Genomic DNA, 17,577 nt, shown 5'->3' with positions numbered 1-17,577 from the left:
TCAATGGAAGAGGCTCTGTCCGCCTATCTCCTGGCCGACGCCGGGCTGACGGCGCTCGTCGATAACCGCGTCAACTGGAATGCGCGCCCGCAGGCGCAGGCGTCACCATCGGTCGTTCTCACCCGCGTCGGCGGCACACGCGACTACATGATGGCCGGCGCTTCGGGTCTCGTTGACAGCCGCATCCAAGTCGATTGCTGGGGCAAAACCTACGGTTCCGCGATCGGCGTTTCGCGCGCTGTCGCTGCCGCACTGAGCGGCCTTCAAACCACCATCGGCGGCATCCGCCTTCATGGGTCGTTCCTCGATAGCGAGCGGCAATCCTACGAGCAGGGCTCGGGCGGGGAAGACTTCCACCGCATCAGCCTCGATTTCATCATCTGGCATCAGGAGACCTGACCAATGGCAACCGAAGCAATGATTGGCTACAACAGCAAATACTCGATCGACGATGGCGAGAGCCCCGGCGCTCTTGTCGAGATCGGCGAGGTGGTCGAGATCGCCCCCGGCGAGGAATCGACCGATCGCGTCGATGTCACTCACATGCAGAGCCCCGATCGTCGCCGCGAGTTCATCGCCGGCCTGATCGATCCGGGCGAGGCAAGCTTCACCATCAACTGGGTGCCGGGCAGCGCCACCGATATCTTTCTGCGCGATCTCCGCACCAGCGGCGAGACCCGCACCCACACCATCGAGTTCCCGAATGGCGTCACCGTCAGCTTCGATGCTGTGCTTCTCAGCTATTCGAAGGCGATCCCCATCGACGACAAGATGACGGCGACGATCACCGTTGCGCCTTCGGGTGCTGAGACGTGGACGGCGGCTGCCTAATGGCGAACTCGATCAAGGGCGAGGTCGCCTTCGAGGCGGATGGCGCCGAATACACGCTGGTGTTCGACTTCAATGCGATCGTCGCGATCGAGGAAGAATTCGACATCAAGATGGAAGACCTCGGCGAAGTGATGGGCGCTAAGGCGTCGGCATTTCGCAAGGTCTTCCAGATCGGCCTGAAGCGCTACCATGACGTGAGCGTGGAAGAGGCCGGCGACATCATCACGGCGGTCGGCGCTGGCGATTCTGGGCAGCTTGTCGCCAAGGCGTTCCAGGCGTCATTCCCGGCTACGGAGGTCGGCACGTCCAACAGCCGCCCTCCGAAGAGCCGGAAGGGCCGGACTGGCTAAGCCTCTACGGCACATGGACGGGGGAGTTCGGCCTGCCGCCGGAAGACTTCTGGCGTCAGACCCCCCGGATGTTCTCTGCGGTCGTCGATGGGCGGACCCGCAGGGCGAAGCAGGAACAGGAAGGCCGGGCATGGCTCGGCTGGACAACCGCTGCGCTCTACCGGGCAAAGAAGTTCCCCAAACTCAAAGACATGATGCCGAGCGACAAACCCGCCCGGCCTCAGAAGATGCTGCCCGAACAGATCGAGGCAGTGGTCAGGTCGTGGCTTTCGGGCCGGCGGAAAGGGTGATGCATGGCCGGTAATGCCGTCATCGGTGCGCTCCGGGTCAATCTCGGGATCGACACCGCCGCTTTTGACAAGGGGCTTCAGGGCGCACAGGGAACGCTGTCCAAGGTCGGGCAGATGATGAAGACGGCGTTCGTCGCGGCTGCGGCTGCGGCGGTCGCCGCCATTGCCGGCATCGGCGTCGCGATCCGCGGCATCATCAACGACGCGGATGCGCTCAGCAAAACGGCAGCGAAAATCGGCATTCCGATCGAGGAACTGTCGCGCCTGAAGTATGCGGCGGATCTGTCCGGCGTGGCGATGGGCCAGCTTCAGACCGGCGTGCAGCGGCTTTCCCGCAATATGTCGGATGCGGCAGCAGGGACAGGCGAGGGCGCCAAAGCGTTCAAGCAGCTTGGCATCAACGTCAAAGGTGCGGATGGCAGCTTGAAGTCGGCCACCGACATCATGGGCGAGATCGGCGACAGGTTCGCCACTATGCCTGATGGAGCACAGAAGACCGCGCTCGCCATGCAGTTGATGGGCCGCTCCGGCGCGGACATGATCCCGTTCCTCAACGGTGGATCGGCGGCGCTCAAGGAACTGACGGACGAGGCCGATGCGTTCGGCCTGACGATCAGCGCCGAGACTGGAAAGCGCGCTGAAGCGTTCAACGATAACATCTCGCGCATCGGCTATGCGGCGCAGGGCGTGACGACCGCATTGGCCTCCGCACTCCTGCCGGCGCTCGTCGTCGTGTCTGAGGCGCTGGTGGCCGCGGCGCGCGGCCTCGTCGAGATGCTGTCTTATCTGCCAACGGTCGCCGAATATGCAGCGGTTGCCGGCGGCTCCCTGGCGCTGATGATCAGCCCGCAGATCATCGCTGCGATCTACGGTGCAGCCACGGCGCTCGGCACGGCGCTTGTGGGCGCACTCCGTGCGGTGGCGGTTGCTGCGGCGGCCAATCCGCTTGGCGCTTTGGTCGTGGGCCTGACGGTCGCTATCACGGCGGTCTACCACTTCCGCGATGAGATCAAGCAGGCGATCGGCGTTGATGTCGTCGGCGTCTTCAAGGCTGGGGCAAATGCGACCATCGGGGCGATGGTCGGTGCGTTCGAAGCCATCATGGCGACGTGGCGCCAGTTTCCTGCCGCAATGGGCGATATCGCGCATCAGGCCGCCGACGCTTTCGTGCGCGGCATCCAGAACATGGGCCGCACGGCAATTGCCGAAGTCAACGGCGTGATCGCCTCTATCAACGGAACGCTGCGTGACGCCGGCATCGCGATCCCGATGCTCGACGCGCCAATCAACATCCTGCCCCCGAGCATGGACGGCGTCGCCAATCCCTATGCAGGCGCCGCGGCTGGTGCTGCTGGCGCCGCATCTGCGGCGTTCGCTGGCGCTCAGAAGGATTACGTCGGCGCGATTGCCTCGTCCTTCGACAGCGCTACCGAATCCGCGCAGAGCTTCACGCGATCTGCGGAGGATGCTGCCGCAGCGGTTGGCGGCAGCGAAGCAGGCGGCGGCTCTGGCGGCGGCAAGGGCGGCGGTCTGGCAGGGGCTGGCAAGAAGGCGGCCGACGCATGGAAGGGGCTTCGCAAGGAGACCGACGCCAGCAAAGACAGCCTCTCGTCTCTGGGCCAGATCGGCCAGAACATCAGCCAGACGATCAGCAGTTCCTTCAAGGGCCTGATTGACGGCTCCAAGAAGCTGAAGGACGTTCTCGCGGACGTGCTGTCGAGCCTCGGCGACATGCTGCTCAATCAGGGCTTTCAGGCGCTGATGGGTGGCGGCTCCGGTGGCGGCGGTGGCCTTCTCGGCTCGATCTTGGGCGGGCTGTTCGGTGGCTTCCGTGCTGCCGGCGGGCCGGTGTCCAGCAGCAAGGCGTATGTCGTCGGAGAGAACGGCCCCGAACTGTTCTCGCCTGGGCGCTCGGGTTCGATCGTCGCCAACGAGAACATCGGAGCAGGCGGCGGCTCGATCCACGTCACCGTCGGTGTCGATGCTGACAGTTCCGGCAACCTGATGCCGTTCGTTACCAGCGTGTCCCGTCGTGAGGCGCAGACAGCTAGCCAGTCGGCGATGCAGCAATCCGCACGCCAGTTCCCTCAGCTCCAGCAAGATCGCCAGCGGAGGACCGGATAGCATGGCGACAGCTTGGCCTGCGGACATCTACCCGCGCACCATCGCATTCAGCATTCAGAACGTCAGCCGATCCGGCGGCGCTGCAACGAATGGGCAGGAACAGATCGTGGCATCGGGTGCCGGGCGCTGGACAGCGCAACTGTCCGGCATCCCCATCAAGAACGACGACGCCATCCTCGCATGGCGTGCATTCCACATCGGGATACGCGGACGGGCAGGCACTGTGCTGGTTCCAGCCTTCGACTGGTTCCGGGCGAACTGGCCCGTCGACACTTACGGGCGCACGCTCGACCCGACGTTTACCCGCCGCAAGCGGCTTGACGGCACGCAGTTCGAAGACCCGGAGATCCCACCGCAAAGTCAGGTCAACGCCGCCTTTGCGGCGGCAGCGGCTCGGCGCTCCACGACAGTGCAGATCACGGTCAGCCAGGGCTCGGCCATTCGCGCGGGGCAATACTTCTCGCCAGCGCCAGGGCGCCTGCATCTCATCACCGCAGTGGTCAACGCCACAACGTTCTCGATCATGCCGCCGCTGCGCGATGCAGTCACGCTGGGGCAGGCGGTCGATTTCACTCGGCCGACTTGCGAGATGCGCCTGATGTCAGACGACGAAGGTAGCCTCAATCTGGAAGTGGCGCGCTGGGGCTTCGTCGATCTTAGCTTCGTCGAGAGCATCTGATGGCAGACTTCTCTGCTCTCCAGCAGGCAGCGATGGCCGAGAAGGTCGTCCACCTCGTCAATCTCGTCGAGTTCGATTTCGCGGAGGGTGTTCGCCGCGTCTGGAATGGCAACGGCGTGATGGATCTCGACGGCTACGAATGGCTGGGAACCGGCGAGCTTGGCTCCATTTCGGCGATCAAGTTCGGCGAGAACGACGCTGCCGAGAAGGTGACCTTCGCGCTCTCCGGTGTCGATCCTGAGTTCGTGACGCTGGCCCGTTCCGGTGACAGCGTGCGCGGTCGCGACGTGACGATCTACGCGCTGTTCCTCGATGTCGACACCATGCAGCCCCTCGGTGAGAAGTGGGTCGTCCGGCAGCTCATCATGGATACGATCGGCTATGGCGCGAAAGGCCCGTCCCAGAGATCCATCAGCATGACGGCCGAGACGATCTGGACGACGCGCAACCTTGCCGCTTTCGCCTACTGGTCCGACCGCGATCAGCAGGCGCGGTTCCCCGGCGACCTCGGATGCCAGTTCATCCCGACGCTCAAGAATAAACGCCTATCCTGGCCGACCTTCTAGATGGACGACCTCTCGCACTTCCTCAAGGCCGCCGCTGAGCGGCCTTTTTCATGGGCGGATGACGGCGCCGACTGCCTGTCTTGGCTCGGCGAGTGGGTCGCTGTTCGCCATGGCGTCAACCCGGCGGGGCAGTTCCGCAGCCGCTACGCCACTCGCATCGCCGCCTATCGGATCATCGCAGAGCACGGTTCGCGTGAAGCCCTCATAGGGGCTGCTGTGGCGCCGCTCGGCATCCGCCGCACCAATGCCGCCCGCCGAGGCGATATCGCGCTCGTGGACGCCCCTGAGGGCGAGTTGGGCGCAATCGTGACCGGCGCATGGACGGCCTGCATCGGCCCCGGCGGTCTGCGCTTTCGGCAGGTGCCCATTCTCGCAGCCTGGAGAGTTTGAATGCTGCGATCCGTTCGCGCTGCGCTGGCCGCTTCCACGGTCATGGCGTCGCTGACCGTTGTCACGATCCCGGCAAAGGCCGATCCGATCTTCATGCCGATCGCCCTCGCAGCCTTTCAGGCCGGCGCGAGTGTCGCGGTCGCCAACGCCATCATCGGTGTCGGCGTGCTGGGCTCGATCGCCTCGACCGTTGGCACCATCGCGCTCGGCCTCGGCGTCTCCTACGTCGCCTCGCTGTTCAATCGTCCCCAGCAGCCCAAGCCCAGCGACGGGCAGGTCGAGGCGCGGCAGGCAATCCCGGCCCGCATCTGGCACTACGGGCGGGTCAAGGTCAGCGGGTCGCTCGCGTTCTACGAAACGCGCGACAGTACGCTGTTCAAGGCCGTGCTGGTTTCATCGCGACAGGTGGATGCATTCGAACAGATCTACCTGCAGGATTCCCCGGCAACGATCGACGGCTCCGGCTGGGTACAGAGCGCGCCATATGAGAACGGCAGCAATCCGCTGGTCCGCATTGCGTGGCACTTCGGAACCGACGACCAGGCTGTCGATCCCTACCTCAACAGCACGTTCCCGGAATGGTCGGCCAATCACCGCCTGAGGGGCACCGCGTACATCGTGGTCGTTTGCCAGACCGGCGCCGACGACGAGTTCCAGGCGCACTATCCGAGTGGTGAACCGCAGGTCTCTGCGCTGGTGCGCGGCGCTCGGGTCTACGATCCGCGCAAGGATTCCACGGTGGCCGGCGGCAGCGGCTCGCATCGCCATGCCGATAAGTCCACGTGGGAATGGCGCGACAACGCGGCGCTGTGCATCCTCGACTATCTGACGCATGAGGACGGCTACGACCGCGCCATCACGAAGATGGACCTGCCGTCCTTCATCGCCATGGCGAACATTTGCGACGAGGCCGTGCCGTTGGCCGCGGGCGGCACTGAGAAGCGCTACCGGGTCGCGACCTCAGTCGCACTGACGGAGGCGCGCAAGGACGTTCTGGCCCGCCTTCTGGAAGCCTGCGACGCGCGGCTGTTCCCGTCGCAGGACGGCAAGGTCGCGATCCGCGGCGGCAAGTGGGAAGCGCCGACCGTCACTATCGACGCGGATCTGGGCCACATCATCGAGACCAACTTCGCGCCGCCGGACGCGATGTCGCGCTTCAACGAGCTGTCGATCCAATACATGGAACCGGCGCTCGGCTACGTAGAGAACGAAGGCGAGCCCTGGCAGGACGTGGACGACATCGCGGCGACGGGGCAGCTCGTCACGGTCCCGGCGGATCTCGTCCAGGTGCCGGCGCACGGCCAGTCGCGCCGCCTCGCGAAGATCCGCATGGCCCGCGAGAACTGCGATTGGGTCGGCGAGGTCGTCACCAACCTGAACGGCCTGAACGCCATCGGCGAACGTGTCATCACGCTAAACTGGCCTGAGTTGGACATCAACGGCCCGTATTGGGTCGAGGGCGGGCCGGAGCTTCTGCCAGACTTCAGCGGGGTTCGCCTGTCGCTGCGCTCGGCCAACGCCGCGTCCTATGACTGGACCACCGCGGAAGAGGGCACGTCCACATCGGTCCCGCCGGACACGTCACCTGATCTGGAACTGACGCCGCCAGTCATCACGCTTTCGCAGATTGCGGGGCCGAAGATCCGCGCGGATTGGACGGCGGCAGTCGCGCTCAACCGCAATTACGAAGTGCAGTTCCGCGAAGACGGTGCCCTGTCGTACACGGCCATGACAGTGGCTGGCACGCGAGACAGCGCGGAGAGCGACGTGGTCGACACTGGTCTTCATCAGGTTCGCATTCGCATGAATGCCGGCGTCACAGCCATCGGCCCGTGGTCTTCGGACTACCCCATCACCATCACATAGCGAGGCATCATGGCTACCGTAATTGTCCAGCCACCATATACGATCGCCACATGCGAAATCGTACAGGACGAGGACTGGTACGACCCGCTTCCACGCTTCTTAGATGGCGACACGCCGACTGACCTCACAGACGTGACGATCGAGATATTCATTCGGCCCGTCTACGATCATTCGGTTCTCATCAAGAAGCTTTCGACGGCGGACGGGACCATCGTCGTTGATGACGCGGTGAGCGGCCTCGCCAGCATCAATGTCGGACGCTCCACTGTGATCTCCGACATTCCGGTCGGCAAGTGGGATCACTTCTGCGTCCAGAGCATAGCCGAGACGAGCGATCCAGACGACGGCATTCGTTACCAGGAGCGGTTCCGAGGCGCGATGATCGTCTATCCAGGGCGCGTGACCGCTTAGCGGGACGAAACCCAATTCAACACCCCAGCAGGCTCGCTTCGGCGGGCCTTTTTCATGCGCGGAGAACAGCATGGCCTATACCAAAGTGCGCGGTCCTGATCTCGCCCTGCCTGAGCGCGGGCCGCGGGGTCTTCAGGGGAACAAGCCGCCCCACGAGATCAGCGATTACATGATCCGCTGGCAAAACCCGGGCGGCACATGGGGCGAGTGGCTCGACATCGGCTCTGCGGCCGATGAAGCCGCCGCAAGCGCTGCACTCGCCGATGCCGACAGGATCGCTGCCGAGGCGGCGCGCGACATCGCAGCGGGATACGCCTCCGACGCCGTAAGCCAGGGCAATGTCCCGATATATGCCACCGTCACCGGGATGCCGGCGCTTGACGTGCCCGATGGGATCGAACGCATCTGGGTCAGCGGTTACTCGTCGGCCACGGGCAAGGGCGGGGGGCCTTATCGGAAGGTCGCATCGGCTCCGTCCCATGGCGCGAAGTTCACGACCAACAGCGGCAGCAAGCACTGGGAATTTGCCGGGGATCGCCTGACCCCGTACCACCTCGGCGCGGTCGGAACTGGTGGCATCACTGGTGACGCGAACGCTATCCAGTTGGCTGATCAGGCCGCCGTCGCGCTGCATATTCCGCTGGTGATCACTTGGGGCACGTATCGGCTCGGCTCACCTATGACCTTGGCGTCCGAGGTTTTCTTCGAGGGCGGCATCCTCCGGCCCGACAACACCATCACGGTCACGTTCTCGAATTCACTCTATGCGCTGCCGTTTCGCATCTTTGATGTGTCGCTTGGCGGCACGGTCCTTGGCTCGCCAAAGCTGCCCGGAAATTCGATCTGGTCCGAATGGTGGGGCGCGAACCCGGTCGGCGACTGCACGGTTGGCATCCTGGCGGCCATCGCGTTCCTGAAACAGAGGGTGATCTCCGGCTCTGTCGGCGGCGTCCTGCAGTTCGAACAGGGCGACTACGGGCTGTCTTCCACGGTGGTCGTCGATTTTCGCGCCTGCAAGATCATTGGCCGCGGCGACTGGCTCACGCGTGTCTACGGCACCGGTGGCATTCTACTGTTCGACATCATCGGACACATCAACGGGTCTAAGGCCTCCTACGGCTTCTCGTTCACCGAATGCTCAGTGGCCGGCGATAACACCAACCAGAAGCCGACTGCCGGCAAGCTGTTCCGCCTGTTCGAGGTCCAGCAGTTCACGATCGAGCAGAACACCTTTTTCAACATTTATCAGGGCATCGAGTTCGTCTCCTGCGAAGGTCCGCTGGAGAAGCAGATGTCGCGGAATACCTGGATCGCGCCAAACTCCAAGCCAGCGATCTCGGGCTCCTATCTCTGGTACATCGAAGGCGTATCAACGGCGACCCCGGGCGTTACAACCGGCATCTGCCACAACATCCACATGCTCTCGAATCGAGGCGGCGGCATCGGCATCCAGAACGGTGGCGTGATGGATGGCTTCGATCAGATTAAATCGGTCGGTAACCACATCTGGGGCTGCGACGTGACGTGCCTGTCTGTCACGTCGAACGGCCAGGACGGCTACAACTTCTTCTCCGGGCAGGACACCTACGAAGCGATCAACGGCGGCGCGGCATATGCCGTAACAGTTGTCTCAAATCAGGCCAATCCGCTGAACGCCGTGACTTTCTCGGCAGGCCAAATGCTGAACGGCTCCACTGCGATGTATTATGTCGCAGGTACGGCTCCCCGGCAGATTAAGCTGATGGGCTACGACATGCGGCAGGCCATCGGCGACTGCATGTTGCTCGAAAATGGGCGCGACCTGTTGGTGTCGGACACGAGTTGCGCGGACATCGATGTTGTCGCGAACTCGGGCGGGCGCTTCTACTGCATCGTTGGCAATGGCGGCGTAGGCCCGGATGGCGCCATCATCGACAATCTCACGACGCAGGCGGTCGATCTGCCGAACCTCGCTGCTGCAGCGATTGATCTTCGCAACGGCACGATGCTGAAGGTCAGCGGCGGGCGCCTGAAGGGCGCTTCCACTCGAATCCAGATGGCAGCTGCGATCGGCGCCCGCGTTCAGATCAGTGAGGATGTCGACACGGATCTCGGCACACCGAACGTCGCCTCCGCGACCACAATTGCGCCTCCGATCGGAGTTCGGCAGCACCATCTCACCGGCACAACGACGGTCGGCAATATCAACGCGACCGTCAGTCATCGCAATCGCCGGCTCGCACTGCGCATCGATAACGGTCTGACACTGCAGCACGCGGGTGGCGGCAATCTCCGCCTAAACGGCGGCGTCAACTGGGCCGCGCCGGCAGGAAGTTGGATCTTCCTGGAGAGTGCGATCGATGCCGCCGAATGGATCGAAACCGGCCGTCAGGCCGCCTGAGCGAAGGAACGATAAACATGATTTCCACGATCACTCTGAACATCAACATGGTCCGCACCGGGCCGGACGAGGTGACGATCCTGCCGCAGACGATGGACGGCGAGGACGGCGACCTCCTGCTGAACGGCCAGCCATCGCTTTCGTTCAAGACCGGCGACGTGCTCTGCTTCACGCTGTGCGAGAACGGCAAGATGAAGCTGCTGGAGCACGAGCCCAAGGGCAAGCGGCAGGCGCTGGTGCGCCAGAATCCCGGCGACATCACCGGCATGGTCGTCGACATCGTCTACCGCGACATCCCTTCGGGCCAGATGTTCGCGGTTGCCAGTGACAACGCCGTGGTCGGCGACAAATGGTGCGGCGACCGGCTCTGGGACGGTGCCGGCAAGGAGCCGCGCGACAAGCGCTGGGTGCTGGTGCGCGAACGCGACGGTGAGGTCGTATCCGTATCCTCGGAACCGCTCGTCAAGAAGGGCCACAAGGCCAAGGAGAGCAACGAAGCCTGTGTCGGGATGCACACCTGGGACGGCAAGAAGTTCGTCATCAAGGCGGCGTATGATCTCAAACCGACGTCGTCAGCAGACTGATTGCGACCCCGCAGTGTTAGTTCCGGTTAAGGCACCGTCGGGCCTGGACGGGAGCATATCCCTCCCACGCGACAAACCGCGCGCGCGACATCATGACCGGCGTCTGCGAGGCGCGCCTTTGTCATTGGCGATTTGACGCAGGCGGCCCGACAGCATCGCATCGCGGGCAAAGGAACTGCCGGGCCTAGTCACGGTCCGTATCCCTACTGCCGCAACTAACCTCATCTGACTTGAATAGATGGCGCTCTCGTGGCGGCGTTGCTCATGGGTTCGCGATAGGCGGCCCGGCAGCCACGCTTTTGGGAAGAGAGCCACCGGGCCTGTCGCGAACTTGGAGGCCAGCCTGCAGGGCGAGCACCGCGACACCGCATCATATCACAATTGATCCAGACACAGCGTCATTCTCATGCCCGTCCCGGCTCATCCGCGGCGGGCTTTTTCATGCCCGCAACGGAGACCATCATGTCGAAAGAGATCGTCCAGTCCGTCCAGGCCCGGCTTCAGGAGCTTGGCTACTACTTCGGCAAAATCGACGGCGACGCCGGCACGAAGACCGAGACCGCGCTCAAAGACTTTAAGGCCGCGCATGGCTTCGTCGCCCGGCCGTATCCGGTGATCCAGTCCCTGCACCTCCTGTTCGACGAGGACGCGAAGGCCAAGGCCAAGCCGATCGTCTCCGGCGAGCCCGTCTGGATGGTCGAGGCGCGCTCGAAGATGGGCCTGCACGAGGTCAAGGATTACACCGCGCTCTCCAGTTGGCTGCGCTCGGACGGCCCGACCCTCGGAGACCCGCGCAAGCTGCCGTGGTGTGGCGACTTCGTCCAGACAGCCATCAAGCTGACGCTCCCCGACGAGCCGATTCCGACCAATCCCTACCTGGCCCGCAACTGGCTCAAGTTCGGCGTCGAGACCAAGCCCCGCCTCGGCGCGGTGATGGTGTTCTGGCGCGGCTCGCGGAACGGCATTTCGGGGCACGTCGCCTTCTATGTCGGCGAGGACGCCAGCACCTACCACGTCCTCGGCGGCAACCAGTCTAACCAGATCAGCGTGACGCGGATGGCGAAGGATCGCTTCCTCGGCGCCCGCTGGCCGAAGACCGACGCCACCGCCACCGGATCGGTCGCCAAGGCGGCCACCGGCGCCATCAGCCAGAACGAGGCGTGACCATGAAGCCGTTCGCATTGGTGGCCTGCGCTGCCGCTCTCTCCGGCTGTGTCTCGGCCAACCCGCAGATCCCGGTTCCGGTGTCGGCGCAGCTCGCCCGCATCTGCCAGTACGAACCGTTGGCGCACACCGCCTTCGTCGTCCTGACGCAGAACAGGGCGGTCTCGCCTCGGATCATCGCAGCCGAGCGCAACGCGCACATCGTCGTCACGCGCATCTGCGCCGATCCGCCGACCGATGCCGCGACCGCCCTGGCCGCTGCCTCCGCCGCCTATGCCGATGTGCTGGCGGCGCAGTCTCTCGCCGAACAGGAGAACTGATCCTTGGACAGCATTCTCGACATCACGCTCGCCATCGCCCTGCCGCTGCTCGCAACGGTGCTCACGACAATCGCGATTCCGGCGGCCATCGCCTGGCTGAAGGCGAACAACGTCATCAAGGACGAGGCGCGGGCAAAGCTCCTGCAGTCGGCGCTGGAGAATGCGGCGCTGACGGCCATTGCGCGGGCAGGGGGCGCGCGCGTCATCCCGGCGGTGACCTCGGACGCGACCGGGGCGGCGATCGCTTACGTGAAGTCCTCAGTGCCCGACACGGTGAAGACGCTTGGGCTGTCCGACAGCAAGATCGCCGATCTCGTCGTCCCGCATATCCAGCGGCAGATCGAGAAGGTGACGCGGTGAGCGTCTGGCGCTGGACGGCATGGGCGGTCGGAGTCGCATTGGTCGCCGCCGCAGTTGCGTGGCTGTTCACGCCGGCCCATGCAGCGCCGACGCCGCGGCAGCCGCTGCGCGTCGTCGTCCTCGACTGCGACCGCGCCGGAACCATGCCGGCCATTCGGCTCGATCGGCAGGGGCGGATGGAAGCGTCCTGGCGAGACCGGCGCGGCTGCGTCCGCTGGTCGCTCTGGGTGCCTCGATGATCATCCTCTCCGAACTGCGCCGCCACTTTCCGGTGCGCCGACTGGAGTGGATCTGCGCCGGCATCATCACCGGCATCGGCCTTCGGCTCCTCGACCCTGCCGACAGCTTCGCCCAGCCGGCATGGCGAGAGCTCGCCGCATGGGCGGACGAGGGTACATGGGGAGCGCTCATGTTCTGGGGCGGCCTGCTGCGCATGGTCATCCTCGCCTATAACGGCGCCTGGCGGCCATCGCCGGAGCTTCGCGGCATCTGCGCCATCGGCGGCGGCCTGGTCTTTGCCGCCCTCGCGCTGGGCGTGGAGGCGTCCGGCGTCGCTTCACCCGGCGCCGTCACCTACGCATTCCTCGCTCTCGGGGAAGGATCGAACATCTGGATAGCGGCCACGGATGCTCGCGTCCCTTACGGAGAGCGGCCGCATGGAAAGCCTCATCGCTGAGCTGCCGGAGTGGGCCCGGGTGCTGTTCTACGTGATCCTGGTGATCGGCGGGGCGACCCTGTTCCTCTACCGCAAGTTCCAAGCGCCGCCGCGAGCGACGGCTCAGGCCGACCCGCACTATGCCATCATGGGCGGCAGTCTCGCCGATACGCAGTCGGCGAAGAAGATGCTGGAGGCGATCCACGACGTGCGCAAGGAGATCAAGGAATCTCGCGAGCAGTCGGAGCACGACATGGACCGCATCGTCGAGGAGCAGAAGCGGAACGGGCGGACGCTGGAAGACATCCGCGAGGAGATGCGGAACCGGCGGCGCTGACGCAACGGCGTGCTGCGGCCGTTTCATATCGCTACCATCGCGAGCGCGCATCGTCAGTGCATACCGGCTCGGCGACCGCTCATGGGTGGCCGCGCTTTTTTCGATCTTAGACTTTCTTGGCTAGCAAAGAAAAATTGATGCTTAACCATTTCTAAACTCTTGCGTACCCAATTCAAAAAACCTGTGCATATTCCCACACACGGAAAGACACCGTAGAGAGTGCAGGAGTTCAGCATGCCCGTCGAAGTAGACGTCAAAGATACCTCCCCAGAGATGGCAAAATTCCTTTCGGAAGCTCTTTCGGGAGATTACAGTGAACGCAGCGAAAAGGTGGCAAACGGGGCCGGCATCTCACCGATCTCTGGGCAGGGCGTCGTCGATCCGACCGCGCGTCTGCCTCGCCGCATCGACGGCGGCTTTGTCGGACTTGGTCACGACCTGGACCGGCATGGCCGCGAATGCCGCAATGCGGTGCGCCTGATGGAACAGCTTCGCCCGCCACTCGAAGCCGCCGAATCCGAGCGAGTTCGCCTCCATCAGTCGCTGACACGGATAGTTCCAGAGGTCGACGAGAACGGTCGCAGTCTTTCCGGCATGATCGAGAGCGCGCGCAAGGGCGACGTCAGCGGCGATCTGTCGGCAAAGTTCAGCAAGAGCGCGGCCAAGCTGGACGAACTGGAAAGTCTCGCTGAAGCGCTTAATGCCAACCTGATGGCAGTCCGGTCTGCCTGGGAACAATATGCTCGCGCGGCAATCCAGGCGCAGCGCCTTCGGGAAACTCATAAGTCCCATCGTGTCGGTGCGGTATCCGATCGAGCATCCGCTGAGGCGAACGGCTGACGCGACATACTATTGCCGCCGCCCGCAGGTGATTTCACCAGGGCAGGCACGGCTCGTGATCGTGGACGCCGTTGGATGTAGCGCAACTCATCGAACGCTCCACGGAGCCCCGATGCCTCGGCGTCGGGGCTCGCAAACTATCTCATGCGCCATCACATCTGCACCGTTAACACGATGTTCCTGAAGCTTTAACCCTGCTGGCCGTGGCGGGGCCCAGTCGTCGATCGTCTCAGTTCGTTCCCGGTCAGTCCGATGGCCCAAGCGATACGGAACTGCCTTCCCAGACTTCACGTTGTACGCCCATATCTACAATGGGAGACAAGTCATGAACTGGGATCAGATCGAAGGAAAGTGGAAGCAGTTCAAGGGCAGCGCGAAGGAGCAGTGGGGCAAGCTGACCGACGACGATCTCGACCGGGTCGAAGGGAACAAGGACATGCTCGCCGGACGGATCCAGGAAGCCTACGGCGTCGAGAAGGAAGAGGCGCACCGGCAGGTTGACGAGTGGGCAGCAGGGCGGAGCGACATGTAAGTTCACTCGCCTGAGCTAGCACTACGCCCGGCTGCCCTTCGTCGGTGGTCGGGCGTTTTCGTTTGGCATGCTGATTGCGAGATTCTGAATGTCTTGCAACCTACGATCGGATGTCTGTTCAGCAATGCAACGAAACTGTCCCGCATCATTCAATAAGGCACAGGATGTCATTTTCATCGCCGCGGCATGGATCGCAATCGTACTCGGAGTAGGGGCTTTCTGGGGTGTCATCTTCTGGACAGCCTTCGCCGGCTGAAACGGTGGTCTGCGGCACACTCCATCGCACCTTGTTGAAGTGAAGCGCAGAAGCTTTTTGTTCGGCGGTCCTTATATGACGCGGCATGTGCAATCTTTACTCCATTACCAAGGGTCAGACCGCGATCCGCGAGTTCACCCGCGCCGTGCGTGACAGCACGGGCAATCTGCCCTTGCTGCCTGGCGTCTTCCCTGACTATGCCGCGCCGGTGGTCCGAAACGCTGAAAACGGCGAGCGTGAGTTGACGATGATGCGCTGGGGCATGCCGTCGCCGCAGTTCGTGCTGAAGGGCCGCAAGGTCGACAGCGGCGTGACCAATGTCCGCAACGTGAAGTCGCCGCACTGGCGCCGATGGCTCGGACCGACGAACCGTTGCCTGGTGCCGTTCACCAGCTTCTCCGAATACGAGACGACGGCAGAGGGTAAGAAGGTGCCGGCATGGTTCGCGCAGGACGAGAGCCGGCCCCTGATGGCGTTCGCCGGGATCTGGACGAACTGGACCAGTGTGCGGAAGACGAAAGAAGGCGAGGTCAATGCGGACCTCTACGCCTTCCTGACCTGCGAGCCGAACGCCGTCGTGGCACCAATCCACCCGAAGGCAATGCCTGTCATACTGACGGAAGCTGAAGAGATGGACACATGGATGCGCGCAGACTGGCCAGAGGCGTCAGCGCTGCAACGGCCCTTGCCGGACGATGCGCTGCAGATCGTGGCCCGTGGTGAGCGGAAGGATGGGGAGTAGGCTGCCGCCTTGCGCGACTACCCACGCGCCTTGGCTTGGCCATGCCGAACATGCAAACTGCCCGGTAGAGCAAGCGTCCAAAAATCCTCGTTGTGCGGCCGCGCCGACAGGCGTATAGCCCGCTCCGCTTCAATCGGAGTGATTGCCATGAGCGATAAGCCTGTACGCCGCGAGTTCGTTGTCGAGTCAGCTCTGCATGGCGTCCTCATCATGCTGGTCCTCATCACCCTGATCATGGGGGCCGCCTGGGTTTTGGGAGCGTAGGCTTGAGAGCCAGCGCGAAACCGTATCGCCTTCATCATGCTGGCGTTCTTCAGGTTCGCCCCGGCGCCTTCGCCCGCACCCGCATGCTGATGTCCCGACTGCCGCACTCGGCGCACTTCAACGGCGGCGCCCATCGGACGAACACTCGGTTGCGTCCCCAGCGACAAATAGCCTCGTCAAGCGTCAGGCCGAGCGTCCGGTGGCACTCATTGCAGGTCCAGACAAGCCCCATGCGGGCGTCGGCGAGCTTGCCGGGGGTGTCGATGGTATGCGGGTCTGGGGAAGGGCGCGTCATGCAGGCGCTATGCAGCACTCAGGCCGAGAGCAGCACACCAGTGGTCCCAGGATGCCTGCGCGGCGGCCATCGCACTTCCCCGGCTGTCCTCCCTCCCGGATATCCTCGAAATGCCGAAGGGGTTCACCCCGCGGATTGACCAGCGCCACGCGCCATCCGGCTGGGACATCACCGACGCGATAACCCGGCCATTACGCAGGCCGTGCCAGCAGCCCTCCCTGCGATCCTCCCACGCCAGCGGAACAGCACCGCCAGAGACCGCGTCATCTACTGCCTGCACACCTGACTTCCCTTATACGGCGACGGATCGGCAACTCGATCTCCGCTCACGGCAATCCAACGGGCCGCTTGGTTTCTATAGTCACTTCACCGGAGAGGCTGCTGGGAGCTGCAATCGCGAGCGCTACAGCGACCACAGTGACTACCGCACAGACCGCGATGAACAGCTTGTCAGTCGATCCGCCTTTCGGCTCGTCGCGGTCGAGCCGTCCTGCGATCTCCAAGCTCCGACGCAGAGCCGCTCGACGTTCCTTGGTCATTCGGTCAACAGGGTCCGGGCGGTCTCGGCTAGATGTGCGGCGCTCCGATCTCACCTCTATCCCGTGAGTTCTCTTTCCGAATGTTCTCATAACCTTGCCGAGATTCGTTCGCGCTGAGGCAAACTAGATCGGGGGAATGAACGAACGCCTACCTTACCATTCCGGATCCGATGAGAACCCTGAGCTAATTGTCGGCCATCGACCACAGGCGGCGTTTCAAACGATCCACGTCGTTCAGGATTTCGAGCAGATCGGCGGCTTCCTGGGGGAGCAGGTTAATCAGGTGCAGACGCTCGAACGCGGCAGGCTCATCGGTGAAGATATCAATTATGCTGCATCGGCCGACGGCATTCTGCCTGATGGTGTAGCGGTCGTGCGGCATAAGGTTCAGGTCTCCGGCGAAAGGCGACGGTCCTTCTGCCAAGGCCACCGCCCCTCAATCTCCACTTCTAGGGAGAAGCTGAGGAACGTGCGGATTAGGACGATGCCGGCCAGTACGGCAAGACTCTCCAGGGTCGGCTCGATCGCAACCGTGTTGATGATGTCTGCTGCCACAAGGAACTCTAGCCCCAGTAGGATGGAGCGACCAAGACTGGACCGGAATTGGTGGAAAGGCTCAGAGCGAGCGTCTGCCAGTCGCTGTCTCAGGAATGAAATCGTTGCGCTGATCGTCCCGATTACGATGACGAGAATGCCTGCGACTTCAATTCCTCGGGTTGTCCAATGCAAGGCTAGGCCGAGCGCTTCATCCACGAGCTTCTCCCTTCCTGGGTCACCGGACGAACGGCCGCCCTGAAAGCGC

General features: G+C 63.4%; 22 protein-coding genes. 20 read left to right on the top strand and 2 right to left on the bottom strand.

All coding sequences use genetic code 11. The features are described from left to right. The first annotated feature begins 3 nt into the window (after nucleotides 1-3). The 20 genes from N7I30_RS16600 (at nucleotide 4) to N7I30_RS16505 (ending at nucleotide 15,677) form a co-directional block, all read left to right on the top strand. Nucleotides 4-399 (top strand): DUF3168 domain-containing protein, encoded by a 396-nt coding sequence (locus tag N7I30_RS16600; RefSeq protein WP_498640232.1) that lies wholly within the window; start codon nucleotides 4-6, stop codon nucleotides 397-399. Nucleotides 400-402: 3 nt separating this feature from the next. Continuing rightward, entirely contained in the window at nucleotides 403-831 is a 429-nt protein-coding gene (locus tag N7I30_RS16595) for a phage tail tube protein (protein WP_498640231.1), read from the top strand. After that, nucleotides 831-1,181 (top strand): hypothetical protein, encoded by a 351-nt coding sequence (locus N7I30_RS16590; protein WP_498640229.1) that lies wholly within the window; start codon nucleotides 831-833, stop codon nucleotides 1,179-1,181. Before N7I30_RS16595 ends, N7I30_RS16590 begins: the two co-directional genes overlap by 1 nt. A gap of 68 nt (nucleotides 1,182-1,249) precedes the next feature. Next, nucleotides 1,250-1,471 carry a hypothetical protein gene (locus tag N7I30_RS16585; RefSeq protein WP_498640227.1) on the top strand — a complete coding sequence of 74 codons (222 nt, stop codon included), beginning with the start codon at nucleotides 1,250-1,252 and terminating at the stop codon, nucleotides 1,469-1,471. A 3-nt stretch (nucleotides 1,472-1,474) separates the two neighbouring features. After that, a complete protein-coding gene (locus tag N7I30_RS16580; protein WP_498640226.1) occupies nucleotides 1,475-3,595 on the top strand; it encodes a hypothetical protein in 2,121 nt (706 codons plus the stop codon). Nucleotide 3,596: 1 nt separating this feature from the next. Continuing rightward, entirely contained in the window at nucleotides 3,597-4,274 is a 678-nt protein-coding gene (locus N7I30_RS16575; protein WP_498640223.1) for a hypothetical protein, read from the top strand. Beyond that, a complete protein-coding gene (locus tag N7I30_RS16570) occupies nucleotides 4,274-4,840 on the top strand; it encodes a hypothetical protein (RefSeq protein ID WP_498640221.1) in 567 nt (188 codons plus the stop codon). The genes N7I30_RS16575 and N7I30_RS16570 overlap by 1 nt, the downstream gene beginning before the upstream one ends. Beyond that, on the top strand, nucleotides 4,841-5,230 hold the full coding sequence (locus N7I30_RS16565; protein ID WP_498640219.1) for a DUF6950 family protein: 390 nt from the start codon (nucleotides 4,841-4,843) through the stop codon (nucleotides 5,228-5,230). It abuts the gene before it with no gap. Further along, a complete protein-coding gene (locus tag N7I30_RS16560; RefSeq protein ID WP_498640217.1) occupies nucleotides 5,231-7,096 on the top strand; it encodes a phage tail protein in 1,866 nt (621 codons plus the stop codon). A gap of 9 nt (nucleotides 7,097-7,105) precedes the next feature. Continuing rightward, entirely contained in the window at nucleotides 7,106-7,507 is a 402-nt protein-coding gene (locus N7I30_RS16555) for a hypothetical protein (RefSeq protein WP_498640215.1), read from the top strand. 70 nt (nucleotides 7,508-7,577) lie between these two features. Then, nucleotides 7,578-9,887 carry a hypothetical protein gene (locus N7I30_RS16550; RefSeq protein ID WP_498640213.1) on the top strand — a complete coding sequence of 770 codons (2,310 nt, stop codon included), beginning with the start codon at nucleotides 7,578-7,580 and terminating at the stop codon, nucleotides 9,885-9,887. Then, complete coding sequence (locus N7I30_RS16545; protein WP_498640211.1) at nucleotides 9,857-10,471, top strand: hypothetical protein; 615 nt, start codon at nucleotides 9,857-9,859, stop codon at nucleotides 10,469-10,471. The genes N7I30_RS16550 and N7I30_RS16545 overlap by 31 nt, the downstream gene beginning before the upstream one ends. Before the next feature lie 462 nt (nucleotides 10,472-10,933). After that, entirely contained in the window at nucleotides 10,934-11,635 is a 702-nt protein-coding gene (locus N7I30_RS16540) for an NlpC/P60 family protein (RefSeq protein ID WP_498640209.1), read from the top strand. Between the two features lie 2 nt (nucleotides 11,636-11,637). After that, complete coding sequence (locus N7I30_RS16535; RefSeq protein ID WP_370193549.1) at nucleotides 11,638-11,955, top strand: hypothetical protein; 318 nt, start codon at nucleotides 11,638-11,640, stop codon at nucleotides 11,953-11,955. Between the two features lie 3 nt (nucleotides 11,956-11,958). After that, nucleotides 11,959-12,315 (top strand): hypothetical protein, encoded by a 357-nt coding sequence (locus tag N7I30_RS16530; RefSeq protein ID WP_498640207.1) that lies wholly within the window; start codon nucleotides 11,959-11,961, stop codon nucleotides 12,313-12,315. Between the two features lie 235 nt (nucleotides 12,316-12,550). Then, on the top strand, nucleotides 12,551-12,991 hold the full coding sequence (locus N7I30_RS16525) for a hypothetical protein (protein WP_498640204.1): 441 nt from the start codon (nucleotides 12,551-12,553) through the stop codon (nucleotides 12,989-12,991). Next, the gene (locus N7I30_RS16520; RefSeq protein WP_370193552.1) at nucleotides 12,972-13,307 is read left to right on the top strand and encodes a hypothetical protein; all 336 of its coding nucleotides are present in this window, start codon (nucleotides 12,972-12,974) and stop codon (nucleotides 13,305-13,307) included. Before N7I30_RS16525 ends, N7I30_RS16520 begins: the two co-directional genes overlap by 20 nt. A gap of 234 nt (nucleotides 13,308-13,541) precedes the next feature. Then, entirely contained in the window at nucleotides 13,542-14,147 is a 606-nt protein-coding gene (locus N7I30_RS16515; RefSeq protein ID WP_498640202.1) for a hypothetical protein, read from the top strand. Between the two features lie 325 nt (nucleotides 14,148-14,472). Beyond that, nucleotides 14,473-14,679, top strand: a complete 207-nt coding sequence (locus N7I30_RS16510; RefSeq protein ID WP_483213244.1) for a CsbD family protein — start codon at nucleotides 14,473-14,475, stop codon at nucleotides 14,677-14,679. Between the two features lie 341 nt (nucleotides 14,680-15,020). Further along, nucleotides 15,021-15,677 (top strand): SOS response-associated peptidase, encoded by a 657-nt coding sequence (locus N7I30_RS16505; protein ID WP_498640200.1) that lies wholly within the window; start codon nucleotides 15,021-15,023, stop codon nucleotides 15,675-15,677. A gap of 1,282 nt (nucleotides 15,678-16,959) precedes the next feature. Here the strand turns inward: N7I30_RS16505 and N7I30_RS16500 are convergent. Both N7I30_RS16500 and N7I30_RS16495 read right to left on the bottom strand, forming a co-directional pair. Beyond that, complete coding sequence (locus tag N7I30_RS16500; RefSeq protein WP_498640198.1) at nucleotides 16,960-17,157, bottom strand: hypothetical protein; 198 nt, start codon at nucleotides 17,155-17,157, stop codon at nucleotides 16,960-16,962. Nucleotides 17,158-17,162: 5 nt separating this feature from the next. Then, nucleotides 17,163-17,528, bottom strand: coding sequence for a DUF1622 domain-containing protein (locus tag N7I30_RS16495; RefSeq protein WP_228240175.1), 366 nt, complete (start codon nucleotides 17,526-17,528; stop codon nucleotides 17,163-17,165). Nucleotides 17,529-17,577 lie beyond the last annotated feature (49 nt).

The sequence above is a fragment of the Aurantimonas litoralis genome, from assembly GCF_026153195.1.
In the GTDB taxonomy this organism is placed as follows: domain Bacteria; phylum Pseudomonadota; class Alphaproteobacteria; order Rhizobiales; family Rhizobiaceae; genus Aurantimonas; species Aurantimonas coralicida.
This window is presented reverse-complemented; position numbering and strand designations above follow the sequence as displayed.